Here is a 19541-nt window from a genome sequence, read left to right on the forward strand (position 1 = left end):
ATTTGAATTTCGAAGTGTGCCCAGAACAGGACTCGAACCTGCACATCCAGAAGGATACTAGTCCCTGAAACTAGCGCGTCTACCAATTCCGCCATCTGGGCATTTTTGTTTAGAACTTGCCGGGTGTTTCACCCGCTTACCAAACGTGAGTGCAAAACTAAAAAAAAATCGATAATGGAAATGATTTTATCTAAAAATATTCTCCCGATTTATAATCTTTTGTAGCTGCTCTCATATTCGGTGCTGATGACCACTCCATTTTCATCGACAATAAAAATGAATTGCTCCACTTTTGTAACCGATGGTGAATGGATCGGATCCAGTGTATTTGTTCCCTGGCTGATGGTGGTGCCCTCCAATCGGTCTTCTTTGGTGTAAATAATTTTGGTGTACCCGTTTGGCATCCGAATTTTCGAGGGGTCTAAGTCTGCAAAAGCCTCGGTAACTTCCTCTATTGATTCCCCTTTAAAATCGCGGTTTAATTTGGCCTGTATTCCACACGAGCTTGTAATAAGTAAAATGACAAGAAATACCAGTATCCGGTTCATGTTATTCATACGATGATTGAGATTGAATGAAAATCCAAAGGTAACGGAATTATAAAAACAAAAGTGGCTGCCAACAGGTTTCCTGCCAACAACCACTCTTTGATCTCTATGAATAAGCTCAATTAAAGCCGCGTTTGTTTAAAACATCTTTTTCGTATTGCTGAATTTCGGCAATGTACTGTTCTCCCACCGGAACCTTGCTTTGCTGGCAGTAATAATCCCACACCGCTCCAAAAGGCTTTGTTTTTAGCTCTTCGAGCATAGCCAGGCGCTCGAAATTCTGGCCGGCCTCTTCCATCTCTTTCAGCATAGAAGTGGGTTCTAGCAACGCAAACAGAAAAGCTTTTTTGGCCGCCCGCGTGCCAATCACATAGGCTCCAATGCGGTTGATTGAAGCATCGAAGAAGTCAAGACCGATATTTACCCGTTTGAGGAAATTGTTACGGATCACTTCAGAAGCAATCATTTGAACATCTTCATTAAGTGTCACCACATGGTCGGAATCCCAACGCACCGGCCTTGAGACGTGCAGCAGCACTTCGTCAACAAATTGAAGGCAGGAGGAAATTTTATCGCCCACCTGTTCAGTTGGGTGAAAGTGTCCCATATCGAGGCAAATCAGCTTGTTGTTCTGGATGGCATAGCCCAGGTAAAAATCGTGTGAGCCAACCGTCATCGACTCGGCGCCAATGCCGAAAAGTTTACTTTCCACCGCATCTTTCATGTGTTCTTTCGGATAGTCAATCGCCATCGCCTCGTCAAGCGATTTTTTCAACAAAGCGCGGTGCCCGTTGCGATCAATCGGAATGTCCTTGCTTCCATCCGGAATCCAGGTATTATGTACGCAAGGCGTGCCCAGCTGCTTGCCAATTTCGGCTGAAATGGCGCGGCATCGCTTCACATGTTCAACCCAAAACTTGCGGTTTTCTTCATTTTTGCTCGATAAAGTAAATCCGTCGGCTGCACGGGGATGCGAAAAACAGGTGGCATTGAAGTCCATACCCAAGCCCATTTTCTTGCACCAGTCAATCCAACTTTGAAAGTGGCTTAGCTCAATTTGATCGCGGTCTACCAGTTCGCCGTTAAAATCGCCATAAATGGCGTGTAGGTTCAGCCGGTGTTTTCCCGGCAGCAGGGCTAAAGCTTTTTCCAGATCGGCACGCATTTCGGCCAGGCTGGTAGCTTTTCCCGGGTAGTTGCCGGTCGCCTGAATTCCCCCTCCGGACAAGGAAGCATCGGGTGTCTCAAATCCACCCACATCGTCGGTTTGCCAGCAGTGAATGGAAATGACTACCTCTTCCATTTTTTTAATAACTTCATCGGTATTCACGCCCAATGCAGCGTATTGTTTTTTCGCAATTTCGTATGCTTGTTGTACTGTTTCACTCATTTTATTTTGATTTTTAGATTTCATTTCAGATAAAAAACTTCTTCCAGTGCCTTGCTAACCGGCGAATTATCGGGATTGGTCTCCATGATGTCCGCCATATAAGCCCACCATTTTTGAACAATCGCTGTCTGTCCAAGGTCCTGCGATCCACCTTCGCCACTCACTTTCTGAAAAGCAAAAAGCGTGTTGGTCTCTTCATCCAGAAAGATGGAATATTCGCTAACGCCCGAATCTTTCAGGAGCTGTTTCAGTTCGGGCCAAATTTCATTATGACGTTTGATATAAACCTCTTTTTGGCCTTCGTTCAGGTGCATTTTAAATGCTAAACGAGTCATCATCTTTGTGTTTTAATTTAAGAAATCACTTTTGGCAATCCCCATAATTATAATGGATAGCAGAATCAGGCCAATTCCAAGAAAAATGGTCGACCGGGTCTTGCTCGAAACGCCTGCCCACTCTTTGCGATAGAATCCCCAGAAGTTAGCCGTAAGAATAATCGTAGACATGTGCAAAATCCATGAGCTGGCTCCATTGCCAATTTTCGTTTCCCCCATTCCGTAGAAGAAAAATTGAAGGAACCAGGTCGTACCGGCTAATGCACAAAACAGGTAGTTTTTCAGGAGTGGTGATGATGAATCGACAAAGTCGCCTCCGGTTTTATTTTTAAGAATCAGTGCCACGGACCAGATTAAGTTGGTCGTTAAGCCGCCCCAAAGAATAACCAAGAAGATGATGTTGTTCTCAAACAGGTAGGTGCCGTCGCTGACAAATGAAAAATTATTGGTCACGGCAATTTCACGAACGGCTTCGCCCATCTGTTTACCGGCATCGATACCAAAACTAAAGAAGGCACTTAGCACCCCGGAGATCCCGGCGATAATTAAACCTTTTGTCAATTTAAATTCGGTGTTGACACCCTCTTTATGGCCCAGAAGACCTTTGTCTTTCATCAGACCGGCTTTACCGCAAAGGACAATTCCGATCATCAGCACCAGAATACCGAACAAAACCACGCGACCACTGGAGGTTGACAACATATCAGTCAAGGATTCTCCTGCGGGTAAAACGTCCGATAAATTACCAACATCACGAAGGATTGGCAAGCCTAACGACCCCACCAGCGAGGTAATTCCCAGTAACACCGAATTGCCAAGCGACATCCCAAGGTAGCGAATACCTAAACCGTAGGTCAGACCTCCAATTCCCCAAAGCACACCGAGAATATAAGTCATACGTACGACAGAAGAATCCGCAGCAGATAAAACGCTCTGCCATCCTGGAGTCGTTAACAACACGGCGATAAAAGGCATAATGAGCCAGGAGAAAAGTCCTCCAACAATCCAATAGACCTCCCAACGCCATTTCTTGACAAGATTGTAGGGCATGTACCAACTTCCGGATGAAGCGCCACCGAGGGAGTGAAAAATAATTCCTAAAATAGCTTGCATAGTTTCATTAGATTAATCCTGCGAATCACACAGGAATTTAGTAATTTTGATTTTATGAATTCATAAGTAAAAATCCAAAAGTAGCTTGATTATTAGATTTCATCAATACACATTCTGGCAGATCGTTTGTACTTTTTGATACTAAAAATGGATGACTTCTTTAAATACCTCACGGCCGGCGAAGAAGATCAGAACTGGGGACTGTTTCTGAATGTTGCCGGCGCTTATTCAGCCAAGCCGGGACAGTCGTATCCACCGGTGAGGCATCCCAGCGGCTATTATTTTAGTTGGGAAGGTGGCCGGGTATTGCAGGAATACCAGCTGAATTACATCACCCACGGCAGCGGAGTGATGGAAACCAGGGAAGGGACGTTTAGCATTCGTGCCGGCTCCGTGCTGCTCATTCGTCCAGGCATGTGGCACCGCTATAAACCCAATATTAAAAGTGGCTGGCAAGAGCATTACCTCGGTTTTAACGGCGATTTGGCAGCTCGCCTACTCTCCCACCCTCTGTTTGATCATAGCCAACCTGTTTTACATGTTGGGGTGAGGGAGGAATTGATTGATACCTATTACAAGGTGTTTGATCTGGTGGCGGAAGAACATCCCGGATTTCAGCAAATTGCTTCGGGACTGGTGGTTAAAATGCTGGGCTATTTGATTTCGTTCGAAAAACAAAAGGAATTTCAAGGAAAACCCATTGCAGCCATTATTGAAGATGCACGATTTAAGATTCGTCAAAATGTGGATCAGCACCTGGATATGGAACACATGGCGCAGGAATACAACATCGGCTACTCCTATTTTCGAAAGATGTTTAAAAACTACACGGGCATGTCGCCCCACAAATACCATTTGGAGCTGAAAGTGATGCGAGCCAAGGAGCTATTGCTGGTGACCAACAAAAGTGTTAAGGAAATAAGCTACGACCTCGGATTTCAAACCATTCACTACTTTAGCCGGCTATTCAAACAGAAGGTAGGCAAAAGTCCAACGGAGTTTCGGGCGTAAGCAGTTAGAGATATCCTAACCCGGGTTAGAAACAAGCTAACCTGGGTTAAAGTCATTCTAACCTGAATTAGACATGTTCTAACCTTGATTGAGCGTTAAAGACACACGTCCCGATATTGAATCGTGTCCGGATTCTGGTTGTTATCCCACAAGTATTTGAAGTGATCGGCGACAAGAGCGCCTACTGACTTTCATTTTGATCATCCGGTCCAGACAGCCTAATTATCCAACACCCGAAAGTTTTCAACCTTACTTGTTTCCAGCTGGTTTTTCCATCGGCTGATGACGGGTAGCTCCAGCTCTTTCTCACGGTATTCATCCGGGCTCATGATTGGAATTCCATGAATAATGGGATAGTACCGTTTGCAGCTTTGGCAAATCATAATTCCTTCCCGGATATCCTCGGAGAGGTCTTCAGCAATAATTTGCAACTCCAGTTCATTTTTGTCAAACGGACAACACAGTTTATTGATCAAATCTTTCTTCATTTTATATCGAATTTGAGATTGTTATTCTTTTTCCAATTTTTCACAAAAACCGGCGACCACTTCAGCCGGCTTGTCGGCTTGGAGCACAGAGGAAATGACGGCCACACCATCCATACCTGTATGCTTTAACTGATCGATGTTTTGCAGGGAAATGCCTCCTGACACAAACATCGGCATTGAAGTCATTTGACGTACCTTTCTAACGGTTTGGGGGCTCACCAACTCACAGGATCCAGCCGATGCTGAGGGGAACATGGAGCAAAACGAAATGTAATCCAACTTGTTGGCGATGGCCCATTCAACACGTTCCAGTTCGTTGCCACACGTCAATCCAATAAAACACTTACGTCCGAGTGCCGCTTTTCTCGCTTCAAGGTCCTCGGCAGGTTGATCCAGGTGAATGCCATCCAACTCAAACTCCATGAGCAGTTCCCAGTTGTTGTTGATCAACACCGGGATTTGCCGCTCTTGGGCCAATTCCTTGACTTGAGAGATGATGGCTTTTTTATTGGTACCGGCCTGCCAGCGATCCCAGATCTGGATGGTTCTCAAGCCGCCAGTAATGGCTTGCTGAAGTTTTGCAAGGAGTTCGCTTGTGTTCATTGCCGGATCAACCACCAGGTAGATGCCACCGGTTATTTTTTTCTCTTGATGTTTCATTTTAATCCTTTTTTAAACGCATCGAAAAAGGCATTCCAGTATGGATCCGTGCCGGCATGTACCAAAGGCTTGGTTTTTCCTTCGGATAAAAGCTTCATCCCTGAATCCTTTGACACAAACCGGCCAACGCTGGTTGCGGGGATGCCTGCCACATGCAGCGCTTCCAATACTTGCTGTTCGCCTTCTTCGCTGACGGCCATAATCATTGATCCGGCCCCAATCACTTCCAATGGATTGATGTTAAACAAGTCGCAAATACATTTCTGCGCCTCACCCACAGGAATCAAGCCTGGATCAACTTCAACGCCACAGTCCGAGGCCAAGGCCATTTCATAAATTGCTCCCAGCACACCACATTCGGTTACATCGTGCATGGCATGAACCTGTCGGTTTTGGTCCGCATTCGTTTGGGCAGCCACCAATCCATCTTGGAGGCAGCTGGTTTGATAAAACAACGAGCAGGCCTTTTCGTAGATTTCTTCTCCGCATTGACGCCTGATTGTTTCCGGGAAACTTCGGGCCAGGATAGAGGTCGATACTAAGGCCGCTTCTTTGGTGACCACTACCCGGTGTCCGGGCCGGGCCATCTGGCTGCACAACATTTGTCCTTGTTTGGCCAGTGCAATCATTGTACCTCCACCAGAGATGGTGGAGTTCAATCCCTCATAGCGGGCGGTGTGACCTCCCGTGATCGCAACACCCAGCTTTTCACAAAAATGGTGGATGTGTTTCCAATAGCTCTCAAACTCGGGGGCACTGACGGAGGCCGGCAAGTTTAAAACCAACTGGGCATATTGTGGCGCCACGCCTGTGGTTGCCATGTCGTTGGCCATCAACTGGACCGACAGCCAAGCTGAAGCTTCCATTCCCAACGCCGGAAGATAAGACAGCGGATCACTGGTCATAGCCATTTCGTAACCGTTCGGAAGCTGAACGATAGACACATCCGTTCCGAAGGCAGGACCAACGCTGACTTCCTCGCGTGCCTTTCCGCAAAACGGATAAATGTGAGTCTTGAAAAACTCATCCGTTATTTTTCCATTATCTGTAAATTCCATCATGACAACAGCTTAACATACAATCCAAAAAAGTCGCCATAGGGTACTGACCATTGCTGCAGCGGAAACCACCGGGGCAAGCCCGTGCAGGTCCATTCGATGGTGAATTCCCTTCCGTGCAGGGCCTCACGAATGACATTGATTAGATGCTGGGGTGTATAAAAAGTGGCGGTCACATAAAATGGATTTTGCCCAAACACTTGTTGAACCCGACGCCGGACCACTTTGGGTGAATTTCGGTTCATCATGCCAAAGACCAAACCGTGCTTCCCTACCCGGGCAGCTTCGCGGATGACTTTTACCGGATCTTTGTAATATTCGAAGGTGGTGATAAAGGCCACGGCATCAAAGGTGTGGTCTTTGAAAGGCATGGCGTGCGAATCGGCCATGACCAGGTCGCCGTCGAACAGGTGAATGGCCTGCGACAACATGAAGGGTGAAATATCGCCGCCGGTTGCCTCAATGCCAATGTTTTTCCACCAACGGGTGAAGCGGGTGGTGCCGCAGCCAAATTCCAGCAGGTTTTTTACGCGTTCATCCTTTTTAACAAGTTGCTCAATGACTTTCTTTTGCCATACCTCGGCCCGTTTGTAGCGTCCTTCATACCATTGTTCGTAGGTATCGGTGTGCTCCCGGTTAAAGAACCACTCTTTTCGTCCCTGCCAGTTTCGCAGGTTTTTGTTTACCAGTTCAATACTCATATCCATTCATTTTTAAATTAAAAAACCACTTGTCCATCGAAGGAAATGTGGTTGAATGAATTGAGAAATGGCCAATCAAAACCGCCTGCATTTCCTCCGCTGGTATTATCCAGTTCAGGTACACGGGTAAAGTCTCAGCCCCTTCAGAAAGAAGCACCCCGATGCATTTTATCGGTTGTAAAAATAGGGATAATTGTGATGGATCAAAAATTGTCCCCTTTGATGCCGACCAAAAAAACTTAAAAATAAGCCTCACATTTATCAAAGGAACCCTACAATAAAAGGTATTTTCTTAATTTTGGAGTGAATTTATATTCCATTAATCCCTTTCTGTATTTCGTATTTTCAATAACAGAAACTTTATCAATCAAGAAAAAGAATAAAATGAAAACGATTTCGCTTGGAACAGATCATGCCGGATATCAGCTGAAGGAAGTGGTGAAAGGCCATCTGAAAAAGAAGGGCTACCAGATTATTGATTTCGGTACTTCTTCCGATGAAGCAGTTGATTATGCTGATTTTGTCATTCCCGCAGCCGAGGCGGTTGCCCAGAGCAAAGCTGATTTTGGGGTGGTTTTTGGCGGAAGTGGAAACGGAGAAGCCATTGCTGCCAACAAAGTAAAAGGTATTCGCTGTGCGCTTTGCTGGAACGTGCAATCAGCCTTGTTGGCCAAGGAACACAACGATGCAAATGTGATTGCCCTGGGTGGACGCATGGTTTCGGACGAAGAGGCCCTGAAGATTGTCGATCAGTGGTTGGAAGCTTCGTTTGAAGGTGGACGGCACTTGCGCCGAATCCAAAAAGTGGGGGAATACGAGTCGGGACAATCAAACAAAAGCTAAGCGATTTTCTTTTTTTATTCCTGATCATTTTGCTTTGTTGATGAAAAAAGGACAAGGATGTTTTTCTATATTTGTTAACGCGTCCAATGAGCACATTCGTTTTTGACTTCATTCGACCCAACAAATAGCCTCGAATGATAAACTAGTTGGAAGAATGGCTATCATACAAACAATTTAAACCCAAACCGATGAAAACCCGTTTCTTGTTCATGATGATCTTATCTTTTTTATCCATGACATCAACCGCTCAGCAAGCTTTGTGGGGTGCTCCCAATTTGGTTTCGCCCGAAATTCATGACAACAATACCGTGACCTTCCGTTTGCTGGCTCCTCAGGCCAATGAAGTCAAGTTATCGGGCGACTGGATGCCGTCCGAAGGGTGGGTGCCCGGATCAGTTGCCATGGAAAAAGCCGGGGACGACGCGTGGACGTATACAACCGAAGTGCTTCCGTCAGAACTGTACAGCTACTTCTTTTTGGTTGATGGTTTGCGCGTGCCCGATCCAAATAATGTGCACCGGATTCGTGATGTGGCCACCGTAAGCGATGTTTTTCTGATTGGCGGGGGAAAAGCCGAATTGTACCGGGTAAATGATGTGCCACATGGAACCGTTGCACGGCGCTGGTATGATTCACCGGGTAATGAGATGACCCGCCGAATGACGATTTACACGCCTCCGGGCTACGAAAATAGTAATGAAAACTACCCGGTGCTGTATTTACTGCACGGCATGGGGGGAGACGAAGAAGCCTGGATTGCCTTAGGACGGTCGGCTCAAATACTTGACAACCTGATTGCACAAGGCAAAGCCAAACCGATGATCGTGATCATGACTAATGGGAATGTGTTTCAACAAGCTGCACCGGGCGATTCACCCAAAGGATTTTATAAACCAACCATGCAACTTCCAAACACCATGGATGGCAAGATGGAAGCTACTTTCCGCGACGTGATTGAATTTGTTGAAAATAACTACCGTGTAAAGGCCGAAAAAGAAAACCGCGCGATTGCCGGTTTATCAATGGGAGGTTTTCATTCGCTGCACATTTCAAGATACTACCCCAATACGTTTGCTTATGTCGGCTTGTTTTCGCCAGCCATTTTACCCGACGAAAAAGTCAAATCCGAAGTGTACGAAAACTTCGATGAAACGCTAAAAACGCAAATGGACAACGGTCTGAATTTGTATTGGATCGGCATCGGCAAAACCGACTTTCTGTACAATTTTGTTGAGGACTACCGGAAAAAACTGGACGAAATGGAATTTCAGTACGAATACCACGAAACAGAAGGCGGACACACATGGGCCAACTGGCGCGACTACCTGACGGAATTTGTGCCACGACTGTTTTAGACGAAACCCTACTGTTTAACATCAGTCGGTTTGAAATCGAAAATTGATCTCAGGGAAACCTGGATAAGCATTACCGAATGATCATAAGCATTCTATTCGACGCCGGTCAAAAAAAGACGGGCAAACACGCAAAAATCCCGGCTGAAAAATTATTCAACCGGGATTTTTTTTAATGGCTTTAGAAAGCCTAATCCAATTTGTGGATCACCAAACCTGAGCGAAGTTTGGGTTCGAACCAAGTCGTTTTTGGTGGCATAATGTTACCACTGTCGGCAATGGCAATTAACTGCTCCATAGACACCGGGTACAAGGCAAAAGCGACTTTCATCTCTCCGTTATCCACCCGCTTTTTCAATTCACCCAAACCACGAATTCCGCCTACAAAGTCAATTCGTTTTGAGGTTCGCAAATCCTGAATATCCAAAATAGGCTCCAGCACCTGGCTCGACAAAATGGTGACATCCAGTACACCAATCGGATCCGAATCATCATAAGTTCCTTCTTTGGCAGTCAGTTTGTACCATTCGCCTTCAAGGTACATACTGAATTCGTGCAAGCGAGACGGTTTGAATACCTCGGTCCCCATTTTCTCCAGTCGAAAACCAAGAGCCAGCCGCCCCAGCAAGTCGGACACACTCAGTCCATTCAAGTCTTTTACCACACGATTGTAGTCAATAATTTGAAGTTGATTATCGGGAAAATGAACCGCCATGAAATAATTGTAGGCTTCATGGCCGGTATGATTGGGGTTTTGTGCTTTCTTTTCCAGTCCAATGCGGGCCGCAGCGGCAGTACGGTGGTGCCCGTCAGCGACATAAGTCGCCGGGACCTGCGTGGCAAAGAGCTTTTCAATTTGCTGGTTCACCCCTTTTTTGTGAATCGTCCAAAAATGATGTCCAAAACCGTCCTCGGCTACAAAATCGTAATCGGCCGGTTGATTTTTCACCACTGATTCAACCAAAGCATCAAGCTCAGGCACTGCTTTGTACGAAAAGAAAACGGGTTCAATGTTCGCATTCAGGTAACGGGTCAAAATCATTCGATCTTCTTCTTTGTCGGGGCGGGTAAGCTCGTGCTTTTTGATGATGCCGTTGTGATAATCATCGCAGGATGCCGCGCCAACAATTCCGTATTGAGTGCGTCCATTCATGGTTTGTGCGTAAATATAGTACTTGGGTTCATCATCTTGCTGCAGCCAGCCATTTTGCTGAAACTTCACAAAGTTTTCAACTGATTTCTCATAAACTTCGTCGGAATGAATATCCGTCCCGTCAGGACAATCAATCTCGGCACGAGTGATGTGTAACAAGGAGTTTTCTTTACCATCTGCCATGCGGGCAGCCTCTTCCGAGTTCATAACGTCATAGGGAAGACAAGCCAGGTCTTCCGCGATTTCCTGTGGTGGACGAAGTCCTTTGAAGGGTTTTATTACAGCCATGTTTTAAACTTTTTCAAAATTAATCCTGAAGAATTTCCATTCGGAGCGAATTTACAACTGATATTTTTAATCACCACCGATCAAGAGTGGAAAGTCTGATTTTTTTAATGTTTTGATTCAAAAAAGGATTCCATCCTTGTACGAAGAATGTAATCCTTATCATCTGAATATGGAAATCATTTTTATTTATTGACCTGAAACGTCCGGTCACCATGCTCGAAGAACTCGACGATTTGCTCAGCAGCCGCGACACCCGCATTAAGATTGGCTTCGGCGGTCTGGGCACCCAGCTTTTTCGGGGTGAAGTAATAACGGCCTTCAAAATCCCGCTTAAATCGATCGGCACAGTCGGGCGCAATATCCGACAAGTATTTTACATCGGGACGCTCCGCCATAAACTGGCACAATTCTTCTTCGTTCACCACTTCCTTGCGGGCTGTATTCACAATGATGGCATGCTCTTTCAGATGTTTCAACACATCCATACTGACCGACATCAGGTGTTCGCCGCGGGCGGGAACATGGATAGATACAACATCGGAAACAGCGTACAACTCTTCGAGCGATTTGGTCACCCCAATACCTTGCGATGCGGCCTGCGCTTTACTGTACCGGGTATAAACCATGACATTCATGCCAAAAGCCCGGGCAATGCGGTGCACATTGCGGGCCACATAACCATAGCCGTGCAAGCCCAAGGTTCGACCCCGAAGCTCGCCACCCATTTCCCCACTGAATAATTCTCGGATTCCGTAAATGGCCAATCCAATGGCAAGTTCGGCCACTGCGTTGGAGTTTTGGCCGGGGGTATTCATCACGCAAATGCCTTTTTCTTTGGCGTAATTGGTGTCCACATTATCGTAACCGGCACCGGCTCGAACTACAATTTTCAGTTCCGAAGCGGCGTCCAGCACTTCCCGATCGACCTGGTCGCTACGCACGATTAAAGCGTGAGCACTACTGGCAGCCTCCAGTAATTGAGATTTTTCGGTGTACTTTTCCAAGCATTGAACCTGGTAACCTGCCATTTTGCAGATTTCACTCATTTGAGCAACCGCGGCCGGAGCAAACGGTTTTTCGGTTGCAATTAAAACATTCGTCATTTTATTCAATTTTTAAGGTTAAAATAAAATGTCATTGCAAGCCAAATCGAAGCAACCCAGCGGTTACTTTAGCCGTTCCTCATGCTTTAATGACTTCAAAAAAAATGGAAAGTGAACGGCAAACACCGCTCACCTTCCTATCTAAATGAACTATTTCACATGTGTTTTTTCGAATTCCTGCATGCAATCAATCAAAGCCTGGATGCTTTCTTTTGGCATGGCGTTGTAGATCGATGCGCGGAATCCGCCCACTGAACGGTGCCCCTTAATTCCTGACATGCCTTTGGATGTGGCAAAATCCATGAAGTCCTTTTCCAAGGCCTCGTAACCGGCATTCATAATAAAGCACACATTCATTAATGAACGGTCTTCTTTATTTAAAACGGTTCCCTTAAACAGCGGGTTGCGGTCAATTTCATCGTATAGCAAAGCTGCCTTTTCTTGATTAATTTTCTCCATGGCAGCAATACCGCCATTAATTTTCAGCCATTTTAAAGTCTGCAAGGCAGCAAAAACAGGCACGACCGGAGGCGTATTGAACATCGAACCATTGTCGATATGTGTTTGGTAGTTCAACATGGTTGGAATCGGACGGTCAACTTTTCCGAGCAGGTCATTTTTAACAATAACAAAAGCCACACCCGCCGGAGCCAGGTTCTTTTGCGCCCCGCCGTAAATCAAGCCGTATTTTGAAACATCTATCTGGCGTGAAAAAATATCCGATGACATGTCGCAGACAACCGGAATATCCAAATCAAAATCCTGACGAATTTGCGTTCCGTAAATGGTGTTGTTGGATGTGAAATGAAAATAGTCGGCATCAGCCGGAATCTCATAACCTTTGGGAATGTAGTTGTAAACGGTATCTTTTGAAGAAGCAACTTCAACAACCTCACCAAAGAACTTGGCTTCTTTCAATGCTTTAGCGGCCCATGCACCGGTATTCAGGTAAGCCGACTTCTTGTTCATCAGGTTGAAAGGTACCATACAGAATTGCAACGAAGCACCACCCCCCAGGAACAAAACCGAATAGTCGTCAGGAATATTCAGCAATTCGCGAAACAAAGCCTGGGCTTCGTCCATCACAGCGATAAACTCTTTTCCACGATGCGATACTTCCATCACAGACAGGCCGGTGCCGGCAAAATCTTTAATGGCTTCAGCGGTTTTTTCAATCGTAAATTGCGGCAAAATTGAAGGTCCGGCAGAAAAATTATGCGTCTTCATGTTGATCTATTTATTAAGGGTTAAAATAATTTCTTAGTAAAAGTAAATATTCATTCAAATTAACGGAAAATTGTGCTGTTGATATCTGAGAAAAATCAGTTGAAACAACCCGACCACAAGTTATAAAACATTAATTTACAACAGGGTATCACCCTGACAGAAATCATAAAAAAGTTGATTATTTTTCGTAACTCCCGCTGATTTTGGCCAGCAGAAAGCCGTTGGTGTAATAAGGAATCAGATTTGTGAAATCAAGCTGGTGGCAGAACTCCATGCAATCGTCCAGTCCCTTGGATGCCAAACGTCCTTTTTGAGCGGCTTTCAGGCTATAGCTGTTCAGGTCGTCTTTGGCCAGCGACCACAAATCGACGGATGCTGTTACCGCGTCGCAAATGCTTTCGAACTTGCCTGAATTTAACAGCAGCTCGGCCAAAGCACCGGCGCAAACCGTATCTTCCAGGCTGAAGCGGTCTTTCCAGGAGGCACAAAACAACAGGACGGGAGCATCGTGCGCAATCAGGTATTCGGCCAGTGCCGAGAGGTTTAAAAACGAGCCAATCAGCACTTCAGCGGAATGACAGGCCATGTGAATACAGCGGGTGCCATTGGTAGTTGAGTAAACAATCTCTTTGCCTTTTACCCTGTCGGCTGTAAAATTGAAGGGTGAATTGCCAAAGTCGGCAAAATCGAGCACGTAGCCATCCCGTTCCGAGGCCACGGTGAAACCGGCCTCCTTTTTGCTGCGCGCTTCTTCAACGGTGGCCACAGGTATAATTCGTTCCACCCCGTTGGCAAAGGCCGTACAAATAGACGAAGTGGCGCGTAGCACATCAATAACTACCACCAAGTTGTCGTCATGAGCATGCTTGTCGTAAATGGCGGGAGAAAAACAAACCTCCAGCCGGCGCTTTTCAGTATTCATCATTGCTGATTAGATTCAAATGCCAGCAAAGATAAATCTCTGTTCAGAATAATTTCGCAATGGTTTGAATAATTCCCCGAAATTGGCAAATTGTTAATCTTCTTGCACTCCTGTGTTTAAACAACCTTTGAATGTACCCTTCGCGGCCTCCCTGCCAGCTTTACTTGCATCCTTGTTGCTTTCGCTTTTGTCCTGTTATGAAAACAGGTCTGCACTTTCAATACTGTGTTCCGCAAAATCATTCTACCACTCTGCATGACTATTTCTTCAATCTGTGAAGGTTTTTGGATGACAGGGCAGCTAACCGGGCTCCTCGAACCGGTTACTTTAGAGCACAAAAAAACCCGCTGGCACCAGCGGGTTTAAAGATTAGTAAACGTGTAAGTCAACCCCCTTATTGAAGACTCACAAAAGGCACTTTTACTACCTTTGCCTTTAATAATTTATTGCGCACTTTCACATAGATTTCTGTTCCGAAAGCCGAATATTCCTTCGCCACATAACCCATGCCAATCCCCTTATTCAACATGGGTGACTGTGTTCCCGAAGTGACCATGCCAATGACCAGCCCATCTTTGTCGGCCAGCTCATAGCCATGACGGGGGATACCGCGATCAATCATTTCAAATCCCCTCAGCTTGCGGCTAACGCCTTCGGTTTTCTGTACCAAAAGTAATTCCTTATCGATAAACGAATTTTCTTCGTTGAATTTCGTAATCCACCCCAATCCAGCTTCGATTGGCGAAGTGTTGTCATCAATATCATTGCCATACAGGCAAAATCCCATTTCCAAACGCAGGGTGTCGCGCGCTCCCAGACCAATCGGTTTAATGCCGAATTCCTCCCCGGCTTCAAACAAATCTTTGTAAATTTTTTCGGCATGCTCGTTGGCGAAGTACAATTCGAAACCGCCGGACCCCGTGTATCCGGTAGCCGAGATAATTACCTCTTCAACCCCGGCAAACTCATCGGTCACAAAGGAGTAATAGGGAATCTCGGAAAGATTAACTTTGGTCAGCTTTTGTAATACCTCAACGGCTTTTGGTCCCTGAACAGCCAACTGGCTAATGGAGTCGGACGCATTTTCCAGTTCAGCGCCTACCTTGTTATTGGCAACCACCCAATCCCAGTCTTTGTCAATATTCGAGGCGTTGACCACGAGCATGTATTTATTCGGCTCGTAATAGTAAACCAGCAAATCGTCTACAATGCCACCTTTCCCGTTCGGGAAGCAAGTGTACTGCGCCTGCCCTATCCGAAGTTTGGAAATATCGTTTGATGTCAGCTTTTGCACCAAGGCTTTTGCGTTCGGGCCTTTCACCCAAAACTCGCCCATATGCGACACATCAAACACGCCAACGCGATGGCGAACCGTCAGGTGTTCATCTTTTATTCCGCTAAATTCAACCGGCATTTCGTAGCCTGCAAATTCAACCATCTTACCACCGGCATCTTTGTGGAGCTGATTAAAAGCTGTTTTCTTCATCTTTCCTTATTTGAATTTGTAAAATTAGAGCTTATGCATTCGCTTTTTCATGAGGAATATCAGAAAAAATCTGTTGTAGAGCAATAAATATATGAAATACTTACAATATGTCGTATATTTCAAGTCGGACCATTAACAAAAACTATGAAAACCAAAAAATTGACAAACTTAACCTTATTGAAAGAAGCAACCGGGGGAGAAGTTGAGATTATGAAAGAATTCATCGAAATGTACTTCGAACAGATTCCAACATTTCGCCAAAAACTCAGAACTTATCTCGAAAACAAGCAATGGAGCGATTTGGGCAACGTCGCACGGATGGCAAAATCATCGGTTCTCACCTTTGGCATGTTCAACCTGTCCAGAAATCTCAGCACCCTGCATTTCAAGACCTACAAACAGCACGGCTATGACTCGTACGCAGAATATGTGAACGAATTTGAAACGACAACGTCGGCTGCTGACCTTGAACTAAGGGAAGCCTTAATCGAATTAACTCAAGCTCATACCCATCCTCGATCAAAGTAGCTTTTGGCTACTGATGATATCATTCGACAACCTGCCGTTATTTAAATAACGGCAGTGATATGCGACGGCTTAAACCTGCCTTCGCTCACATCGCCTAAGGCTCCTGCTTCAGATTTCAAACGACAGAATTTGAATCGTGAGCAAAATTTGGACACCAAAACTCGCGTTCGCATTATAGATCATTTTTTGCTATTATTGCATACGTTTAAATTACGCAAGTACCATGTCCGAAAAAAAATACACGAGTTTAGACTATCTGAAAGAAATAACAGGAGGCGAAGATGAAATTCTGAAAGAATTCATCATCATGTTTTTTGAGCAGCTACCTGAGTTTAAAGACGGATTACATGAGCATTTAAGTAACAAGCGCTACAAAGAGCTGGGAGAATTGGCCCATAAAGCGAAATCGTCGGTCATGACTTTTGGCATGGAGGAACTGGGCTGGAAATTGAAGGAACTGCAACTGAAAACGCAAAAACTGGAGGATATTGATTCCTACCCGGACTACCTCAGTGAGTTTGATTTAGTGATCGGGCATGCAGAACAGGAACTTCAGGAAGAAATGAAAAAATTAAAATAACAGCAAAGAGACTGCCCAAATCGGGCAGCCTCTTTTTTATTAATTACTTCTGAACTTCAATTCCTCGTCTTCCAATACAATTTGTATCGTCTGGTCAATGCTCACCTCACCTGCCAGAATCTTTTTTGACAATTCATTGAGAACATGTTTTTGCAACAAGCGGTTAACCGGGCGGGCTCCGTACTGAGGGTCGTAACCAACAGACGCAAGCCAAGCAACCGCTTCGTCCGAAATTTCAATTTTCAAGTCTTGGTTACCCAAACGCCGGACAATCCGGTTGAATTGAATTTTCACAATCTCCTTCACATCTTCCCGAGACAAAGGCGCAAACATGATGGTTTCATCAATCCGGTTCAAAAACTCGGGACGAATGGTCTTCCGCAGCAAGTTGAAAACTGTCTGACGAATTTCTTCGTACACCTGGCCTTTATTTGCCTCGTTCATGCGCTCAAAACCTTCCTGAATAATTTGCGAACCAAGGTTTGAAGTCATGATGATGATCGTATTTTTGAAGTTCACCACCCGACCTTTGTTGTCGGTAAGACGACCATCATCAAGCACCTGTAGCAGCACATTGAACACGTCGGGATGCGCTTTTTCAATTTCATCGAACAAGACCACTGAATATGGCTTCCGTCGAACCGCTTCGCTCAATTGCCCTCCTTCGTCGTAACCCACATAGCCCGGAGGCGACCCAATGAGCCGGGTAACCGAAAATTTCTCCTGGTACTCCGACATATCGATGCGGGTAATCATGTTTTCATTATCAAATAAATATTCAGCCAAGGCTTTCGCCAGCTCAGTCTTACCCACTCCGGTGGTTCCCAAAAAGATGAACGAACCGATTGGACGCTTTTCATCCTGCAGGCCGGCCCGGCTTCGGCGCACCGCATCGGCAACCGCATGAATCGCCTCCTGCTGTCCAACCACCCGTTTGTGCAGATCTTCTTCCAAATGAAGCAATTTGTCTCGTTCGCTCTGCAGCATTTTCGAAACCGGGATCCCGGTCCAACGAGCAACCACATCAGCAATATCTTCGGCATCCACTTCTTCTTTGATTAAAGAATTGCCCTGAATTTTCTGTAATTCATCTTGCAGGTGAATAATTGATTCCTCGGCCTCTTTGATTTTGCCGTAACGAATTTCGGCCACTTTCCCATAATCGCCGGAACGTTCAGCCTGATCCGCCTCAAACTTGAAGTTTTCGATGCTGGTTTTGTTTTGCTGAATCTTATCGATTAACGATTTCTCCATTTCCCACTGGGCTCGGTAGCGCGACTGCTCCTCCTTCAGGTTGGCAATTTCCTCCTTGAGCGAGGCCAGCTTGCTTTCGTCTTTTTCGCGCTTGATTGCTTCGCGCTCAATCTCCAACTGTTTAATGCGACGCTCAATTTCGTCCAACTCCTCCGGCACCGAGTCCATCTCCAGACGCAACTTGGCAGCCGCTTCGTCCATCAGGTCAATGGCTTTATCGGGCAAAAACCGATCGGAAATATAGCGCTGGGACAGTTCAACGGCTGCAATAATCGCATTGTCTTTTATGCGCACTTTGTGGTGTCCTTCGTAGCGTTCTTTCAATCCCCGAAGAATGGAAATCGCACTCAGAGTATCTGGTTCATTCACCATCACAATCTGGAAACGGCGCTCCAGCGCTTTATCTTTCTCAAAGTATTTTTGGTATTCGCTAAGCGTTGTTGCACCAATCGCCCGAAGCTCGCCACGTGCCAGTGCGGGTTTCAATATATTGGCGGCATCCATGGCGCCTTCACTTTTACCAGCACCAACCAAGGTATGAATCTCGTCGATAAAAAGAATTACTTCTCCATCCGACTTCACCACCTCATTGACCACAGCTTTCAGACGTTCTTCAAACTCGCCCTTGTATTTGGCTCCGGCAATCAGCGCACCCATGTCCAGCGAAAACAACTGCTTAGACTTCAGATTCTCAGGCACATCTCCACGAACAATACGGTGGGCCAAGCCCTCGGCTATAGCTGTTTTACCTGTTCCCGGCTCACCAATCAAGACAGGGTTATTTTTTGTTCGCCGGGTTAGGATCTGCAAAATCCGGCGGATTTCATCATCACGTCCAATGACCGGATCAAGTTTTCCGCTTCGGGCTTTTTCGTTCAGGTTGATCGCAAACCGATTCAGCGAATTAAACTGATCTTCTGCTGTTTGACTTTCCACTTTGGCTCCCTTCCGCAGCTCGGTCACTGCAGCGCTAAGCTCTTTACGCCCAACACCATTGTCTTTCAGAAGCGTGGACACGGTATCGCCTGTCTCAAGCAAAGCCATCAAAATATGCTCAACCGACACAAAATCATCCCCCATCTTACGCGAGATGTCGAGTGATTTCTGCAAAACTTTATTTGTATTTCCTGCTAAATAGGGCTCTCCCCCACTAACTTTCGGATAGGATTCAACGATTTTATCCAATGCTTGCTGAAAAATGCCGGTGTTTACACCTAGCTTCTTCAACAAAAACCCAGTTACATTCTCGGCGGCATGCAGTAACCCTTTTAACACATGAGCTGTTTCAACGGCCTGTTGGTTATTGGCTTGAGCAACTTCAAAAGCATGCTGAATGGCTTCCTGCGATTTGATTGTAAAATTGTTAAAATTCATAGGGTCCTCCTTTTTTTATGACTATCAAGCCACAAACAAGAAGTTAACCAATTCAAACAGATAAGGGCGAAACGGACATTTTGTCGCATCGAAACAATTGAACAGGAATATTTTACAGGAATAATAT

Annotated in this window: 19 protein-coding genes, 1 tRNA gene and 1 riboswitch; of the genes, 5 read left to right on the forward strand and 15 right to left on the reverse strand. The window is 45.6% G+C overall.

The window, feature by feature from the left end; genetic code table 11:
- Positions 1–17: 17 nt before the first annotated feature.
- From AAC033_RS13885 to AAC033_RS13905, 5 genes are all read right to left on the reverse strand, one after another.
- Positions 18–101: transfer RNA gene (locus AAC033_RS13885), tRNA-Leu, on the reverse strand.
- A 108-nt stretch (positions 102–209) separates the two neighbouring features.
- A complete protein-coding gene (locus tag AAC033_RS13890; RefSeq protein WP_339739118.1) occupies positions 210–557 on the reverse strand; it encodes a hypothetical protein in 348 nt (115 codons plus the stop codon).
- 109 nt (positions 558–666) lie between these two features.
- Positions 667–1938: an L-rhamnose isomerase gene (locus AAC033_RS13895; RefSeq protein WP_339739120.1), complete on the reverse strand. Its 1272-nt coding sequence runs from the start codon at positions 1936–1938 to the stop codon at positions 667–669.
- A gap of 20 nt (positions 1939–1958) precedes the next feature.
- Entirely contained in the window at positions 1959–2276 is a 318-nt protein-coding gene (gene rhaM, locus AAC033_RS13900) for an L-rhamnose mutarotase (RefSeq protein ID WP_339739122.1), read from the reverse strand.
- A 9-nt stretch (positions 2277–2285) separates the two neighbouring features.
- Positions 2286–3386 (reverse strand): L-rhamnose/proton symporter RhaT, encoded by a 1101-nt coding sequence (locus AAC033_RS13905; RefSeq protein WP_339739124.1) that lies wholly within the window; start codon positions 3384–3386, stop codon positions 2286–2288.
- A gap of 147 nt (positions 3387–3533) precedes the next feature.
- On the opposite strand from AAC033_RS13905, the gene AAC033_RS13910 reads away from it, so the two are divergent.
- Positions 3534–4397: an AraC family transcriptional regulator gene (locus AAC033_RS13910; protein WP_339739126.1), complete on the forward strand. Its 864-nt coding sequence runs from the start codon at positions 3534–3536 to the stop codon at positions 4395–4397.
- 218 nt (positions 4398–4615) lie between these two features.
- Here the strand turns inward: AAC033_RS13910 and AAC033_RS13915 are convergent, their stop codons facing one another.
- From AAC033_RS13915 to AAC033_RS13930, 4 genes are read right to left on the reverse strand one after another with little or no spacing between them, the layout of a single operon-like run.
- Positions 4616–4885 (reverse strand): Trm112 family protein, encoded by a 270-nt coding sequence (locus AAC033_RS13915; RefSeq protein ID WP_339739128.1) that lies wholly within the window; start codon positions 4883–4885, stop codon positions 4616–4618.
- A gap of 21 nt (positions 4886–4906) precedes the next feature.
- Positions 4907–5545 (reverse strand): thiamine phosphate synthase, encoded by a 639-nt coding sequence (locus AAC033_RS13920; RefSeq protein WP_339739130.1) that lies wholly within the window; start codon positions 5543–5545, stop codon positions 4907–4909.
- Positions 5542–6606, reverse strand: coding sequence for an AIR synthase family protein (locus tag AAC033_RS13925; RefSeq protein ID WP_339739132.1), 1065 nt, complete (start codon positions 6604–6606; stop codon positions 5542–5544). Before AAC033_RS13925 ends, AAC033_RS13920 begins: the two co-directional genes overlap by 4 nt.
- On the reverse strand, positions 6603–7304 hold the full coding sequence (locus AAC033_RS13930; RefSeq protein WP_339739133.1) for a class I SAM-dependent methyltransferase: 702 nt from the start codon (positions 7302–7304) through the stop codon (positions 6603–6605). Before AAC033_RS13930 ends, AAC033_RS13925 begins: the two co-directional genes overlap by 4 nt.
- A gap of 74 nt (positions 7305–7378) precedes the next feature.
- A riboswitch (TPP riboswitch) is annotated at positions 7379–7475 on the reverse strand.
- Between the two features lie 213 nt (positions 7476–7688).
- On the opposite strand from AAC033_RS13930, the gene AAC033_RS13935 reads away from it, so the two are divergent.
- Positions 7689–8147, forward strand: coding sequence for a ribose-5-phosphate isomerase (locus AAC033_RS13935; RefSeq protein WP_339739134.1), 459 nt, complete (start codon positions 7689–7691; stop codon positions 8145–8147).
- Positions 8148–8335: 188 nt separating this feature from the next.
- Positions 8336–9502 carry an alpha/beta hydrolase-fold protein gene (locus tag AAC033_RS13940; protein WP_339739136.1) on the forward strand — a complete coding sequence of 389 codons (1167 nt, stop codon included), beginning with the start codon at positions 8336–8338 and terminating at the stop codon, positions 9500–9502.
- 187 nt (positions 9503–9689) lie between these two features.
- Here the strand turns inward: AAC033_RS13940 and AAC033_RS13945 are convergent, their stop codons facing one another.
- From AAC033_RS13945 to gcvT, 5 genes are all read right to left on the reverse strand, one after another.
- Positions 9690–10940 (reverse strand): DUF1015 family protein, encoded by a 1251-nt coding sequence (locus tag AAC033_RS13945; RefSeq protein WP_339739138.1) that lies wholly within the window; start codon positions 10938–10940, stop codon positions 9690–9692.
- Between the two features lie 182 nt (positions 10941–11122).
- On the reverse strand, positions 11123–12043 hold the full coding sequence (locus tag AAC033_RS13950) for an NAD(P)-dependent oxidoreductase (RefSeq protein ID WP_339739140.1): 921 nt from the start codon (positions 12041–12043) through the stop codon (positions 11123–11125).
- A 150-nt stretch (positions 12044–12193) separates the two neighbouring features.
- A complete protein-coding gene (gene serC / locus AAC033_RS13955) occupies positions 12194–13270 on the reverse strand; it encodes a 3-phosphoserine/phosphohydroxythreonine transaminase (protein ID WP_339739142.1) in 1077 nt (358 codons plus the stop codon).
- Positions 13271–13448: 178 nt separating this feature from the next.
- Positions 13449–14195: a 2-phosphosulfolactate phosphatase gene (locus tag AAC033_RS13960; RefSeq protein WP_339739144.1), complete on the reverse strand. Its 747-nt coding sequence runs from the start codon at positions 14193–14195 to the stop codon at positions 13449–13451.
- 391 nt (positions 14196–14586) lie between these two features.
- Positions 14587–15678 (reverse strand): glycine cleavage system aminomethyltransferase GcvT, encoded by a 1092-nt coding sequence (gene gcvT / locus AAC033_RS13965; RefSeq protein WP_339739146.1) that lies wholly within the window; start codon positions 15676–15678, stop codon positions 14587–14589.
- Positions 15679–15822: 144 nt separating this feature from the next.
- On the opposite strand from gcvT, the gene AAC033_RS13970 reads away from it, so the two are divergent.
- A complete protein-coding gene (locus AAC033_RS13970; RefSeq protein ID WP_339739148.1) occupies positions 15823–16206 on the forward strand; it encodes a hypothetical protein in 384 nt (127 codons plus the stop codon).
- 223 nt (positions 16207–16429) lie between these two features.
- Complete coding sequence (locus AAC033_RS13975) at positions 16430–16786, forward strand: Hpt domain-containing protein (protein ID WP_339739150.1); 357 nt, start codon at positions 16430–16432, stop codon at positions 16784–16786.
- Between the two features lie 39 nt (positions 16787–16825).
- On the opposite strand, the gene clpB is transcribed toward AAC033_RS13975, so the two are convergent.
- The gene (gene clpB, locus AAC033_RS13980) at positions 16826–19414 is read right to left on the reverse strand and encodes an ATP-dependent chaperone ClpB (RefSeq protein ID WP_339739152.1); all 2589 of its coding nucleotides are present in this window, start codon (positions 19412–19414) and stop codon (positions 16826–16828) included.
- Between the last annotated feature and the right edge of the window lie 127 nt (positions 19415–19541).

The organism is uncultured Sunxiuqinia sp. (genome assembly GCF_963974515.1).
Lineage (GTDB): Bacteria > Bacteroidota > Bacteroidia > Bacteroidales > Prolixibacteraceae > Sunxiuqinia.

What these genes read in the sequence shown, in the direction of transcription:
- AAC033_RS13890 (WP_339739118.1), bottom strand. Translation starts at nt 557, where the DNA reads ATGAATAACATGAACCGGATACTGGTATTTCTTGTCATTTTACTTATT.
- AAC033_RS13895 (WP_339739120.1), bottom strand. Translation starts at nt 1,938, where the DNA reads ATGAGTGAAACAGTACAACAAGCATACGAAATTGCGAAAAAACAATAC.
- rhaM (WP_339739122.1), bottom strand. Translation starts at nt 2,276, where the DNA reads ATGATGACTCGTTTAGCATTTAAAATGCACCTGAACGAAGGCCAAAAA.
- AAC033_RS13905 (WP_339739124.1), bottom strand. Translation starts at nt 3,386, where the DNA reads ATGCAAGCTATTTTAGGAATTATTTTTCACTCCCTCGGTGGCGCTTCA.
- AAC033_RS13910 (WP_339739126.1), top strand. Translation starts at nt 3,534, where the DNA reads ATGGATGACTTCTTTAAATACCTCACGGCCGGCGAAGAAGATCAGAAC.
- AAC033_RS13915 (WP_339739128.1), bottom strand. Translation starts at nt 4,885, where the DNA reads ATGAAGAAAGATTTGATCAATAAACTGTGTTGTCCGTTTGACAAAAAT.
- AAC033_RS13920 (WP_339739130.1), bottom strand. Translation starts at nt 5,545, where the DNA reads ATGAAACATCAAGAGAAAAAAATAACCGGTGGCATCTACCTGGTGGTT.
- AAC033_RS13925 (WP_339739132.1), bottom strand. Translation starts at nt 6,606, where the DNA reads ATGATGGAATTTACAGATAATGGAAAAATAACGGATGAGTTTTTCAAG.
- AAC033_RS13930 (WP_339739133.1), bottom strand. Translation starts at nt 7,304, where the DNA reads ATGAGTATTGAACTGGTAAACAAAAACCTGCGAAACTGGCAGGGACGA.
- AAC033_RS13935 (WP_339739134.1), top strand. Translation starts at nt 7,689, where the DNA reads ATGAAAACGATTTCGCTTGGAACAGATCATGCCGGATATCAGCTGAAG.
- AAC033_RS13940 (WP_339739136.1), top strand. Translation starts at nt 8,336, where the DNA reads ATGAAAACCCGTTTCTTGTTCATGATGATCTTATCTTTTTTATCCATG.
- AAC033_RS13945 (WP_339739138.1), bottom strand. Translation starts at nt 10,940, where the DNA reads ATGGCTGTAATAAAACCCTTCAAAGGACTTCGTCCACCACAGGAAATC.
- AAC033_RS13950 (WP_339739140.1), bottom strand. Translation starts at nt 12,043, where the DNA reads ATGACGAATGTTTTAATTGCAACCGAAAAACCGTTTGCTCCGGCCGCG.
- serC (WP_339739142.1), bottom strand. Translation starts at nt 13,270, where the DNA reads ATGAAGACGCATAATTTTTCTGCCGGACCTTCAATTTTGCCGCAATTT.
- AAC033_RS13960 (WP_339739144.1), bottom strand. Translation starts at nt 14,195, where the DNA reads ATGATGAATACTGAAAAGCGCCGGCTGGAGGTTTGTTTTTCTCCCGCC.
- gcvT (WP_339739146.1), bottom strand. Translation starts at nt 15,678, where the DNA reads ATGAAGAAAACAGCTTTTAATCAGCTCCACAAAGATGCCGGTGGTAAG.
- AAC033_RS13970 (WP_339739148.1), top strand. Translation starts at nt 15,823, where the DNA reads ATGAAAACCAAAAAATTGACAAACTTAACCTTATTGAAAGAAGCAACC.
- AAC033_RS13975 (WP_339739150.1), top strand. Translation starts at nt 16,430, where the DNA reads ATGTCCGAAAAAAAATACACGAGTTTAGACTATCTGAAAGAAATAACA.
- clpB (WP_339739152.1), bottom strand. Translation starts at nt 19,414, where the DNA reads ATGAATTTTAACAATTTTACAATCAAATCGCAGGAAGCCATTCAGCAT.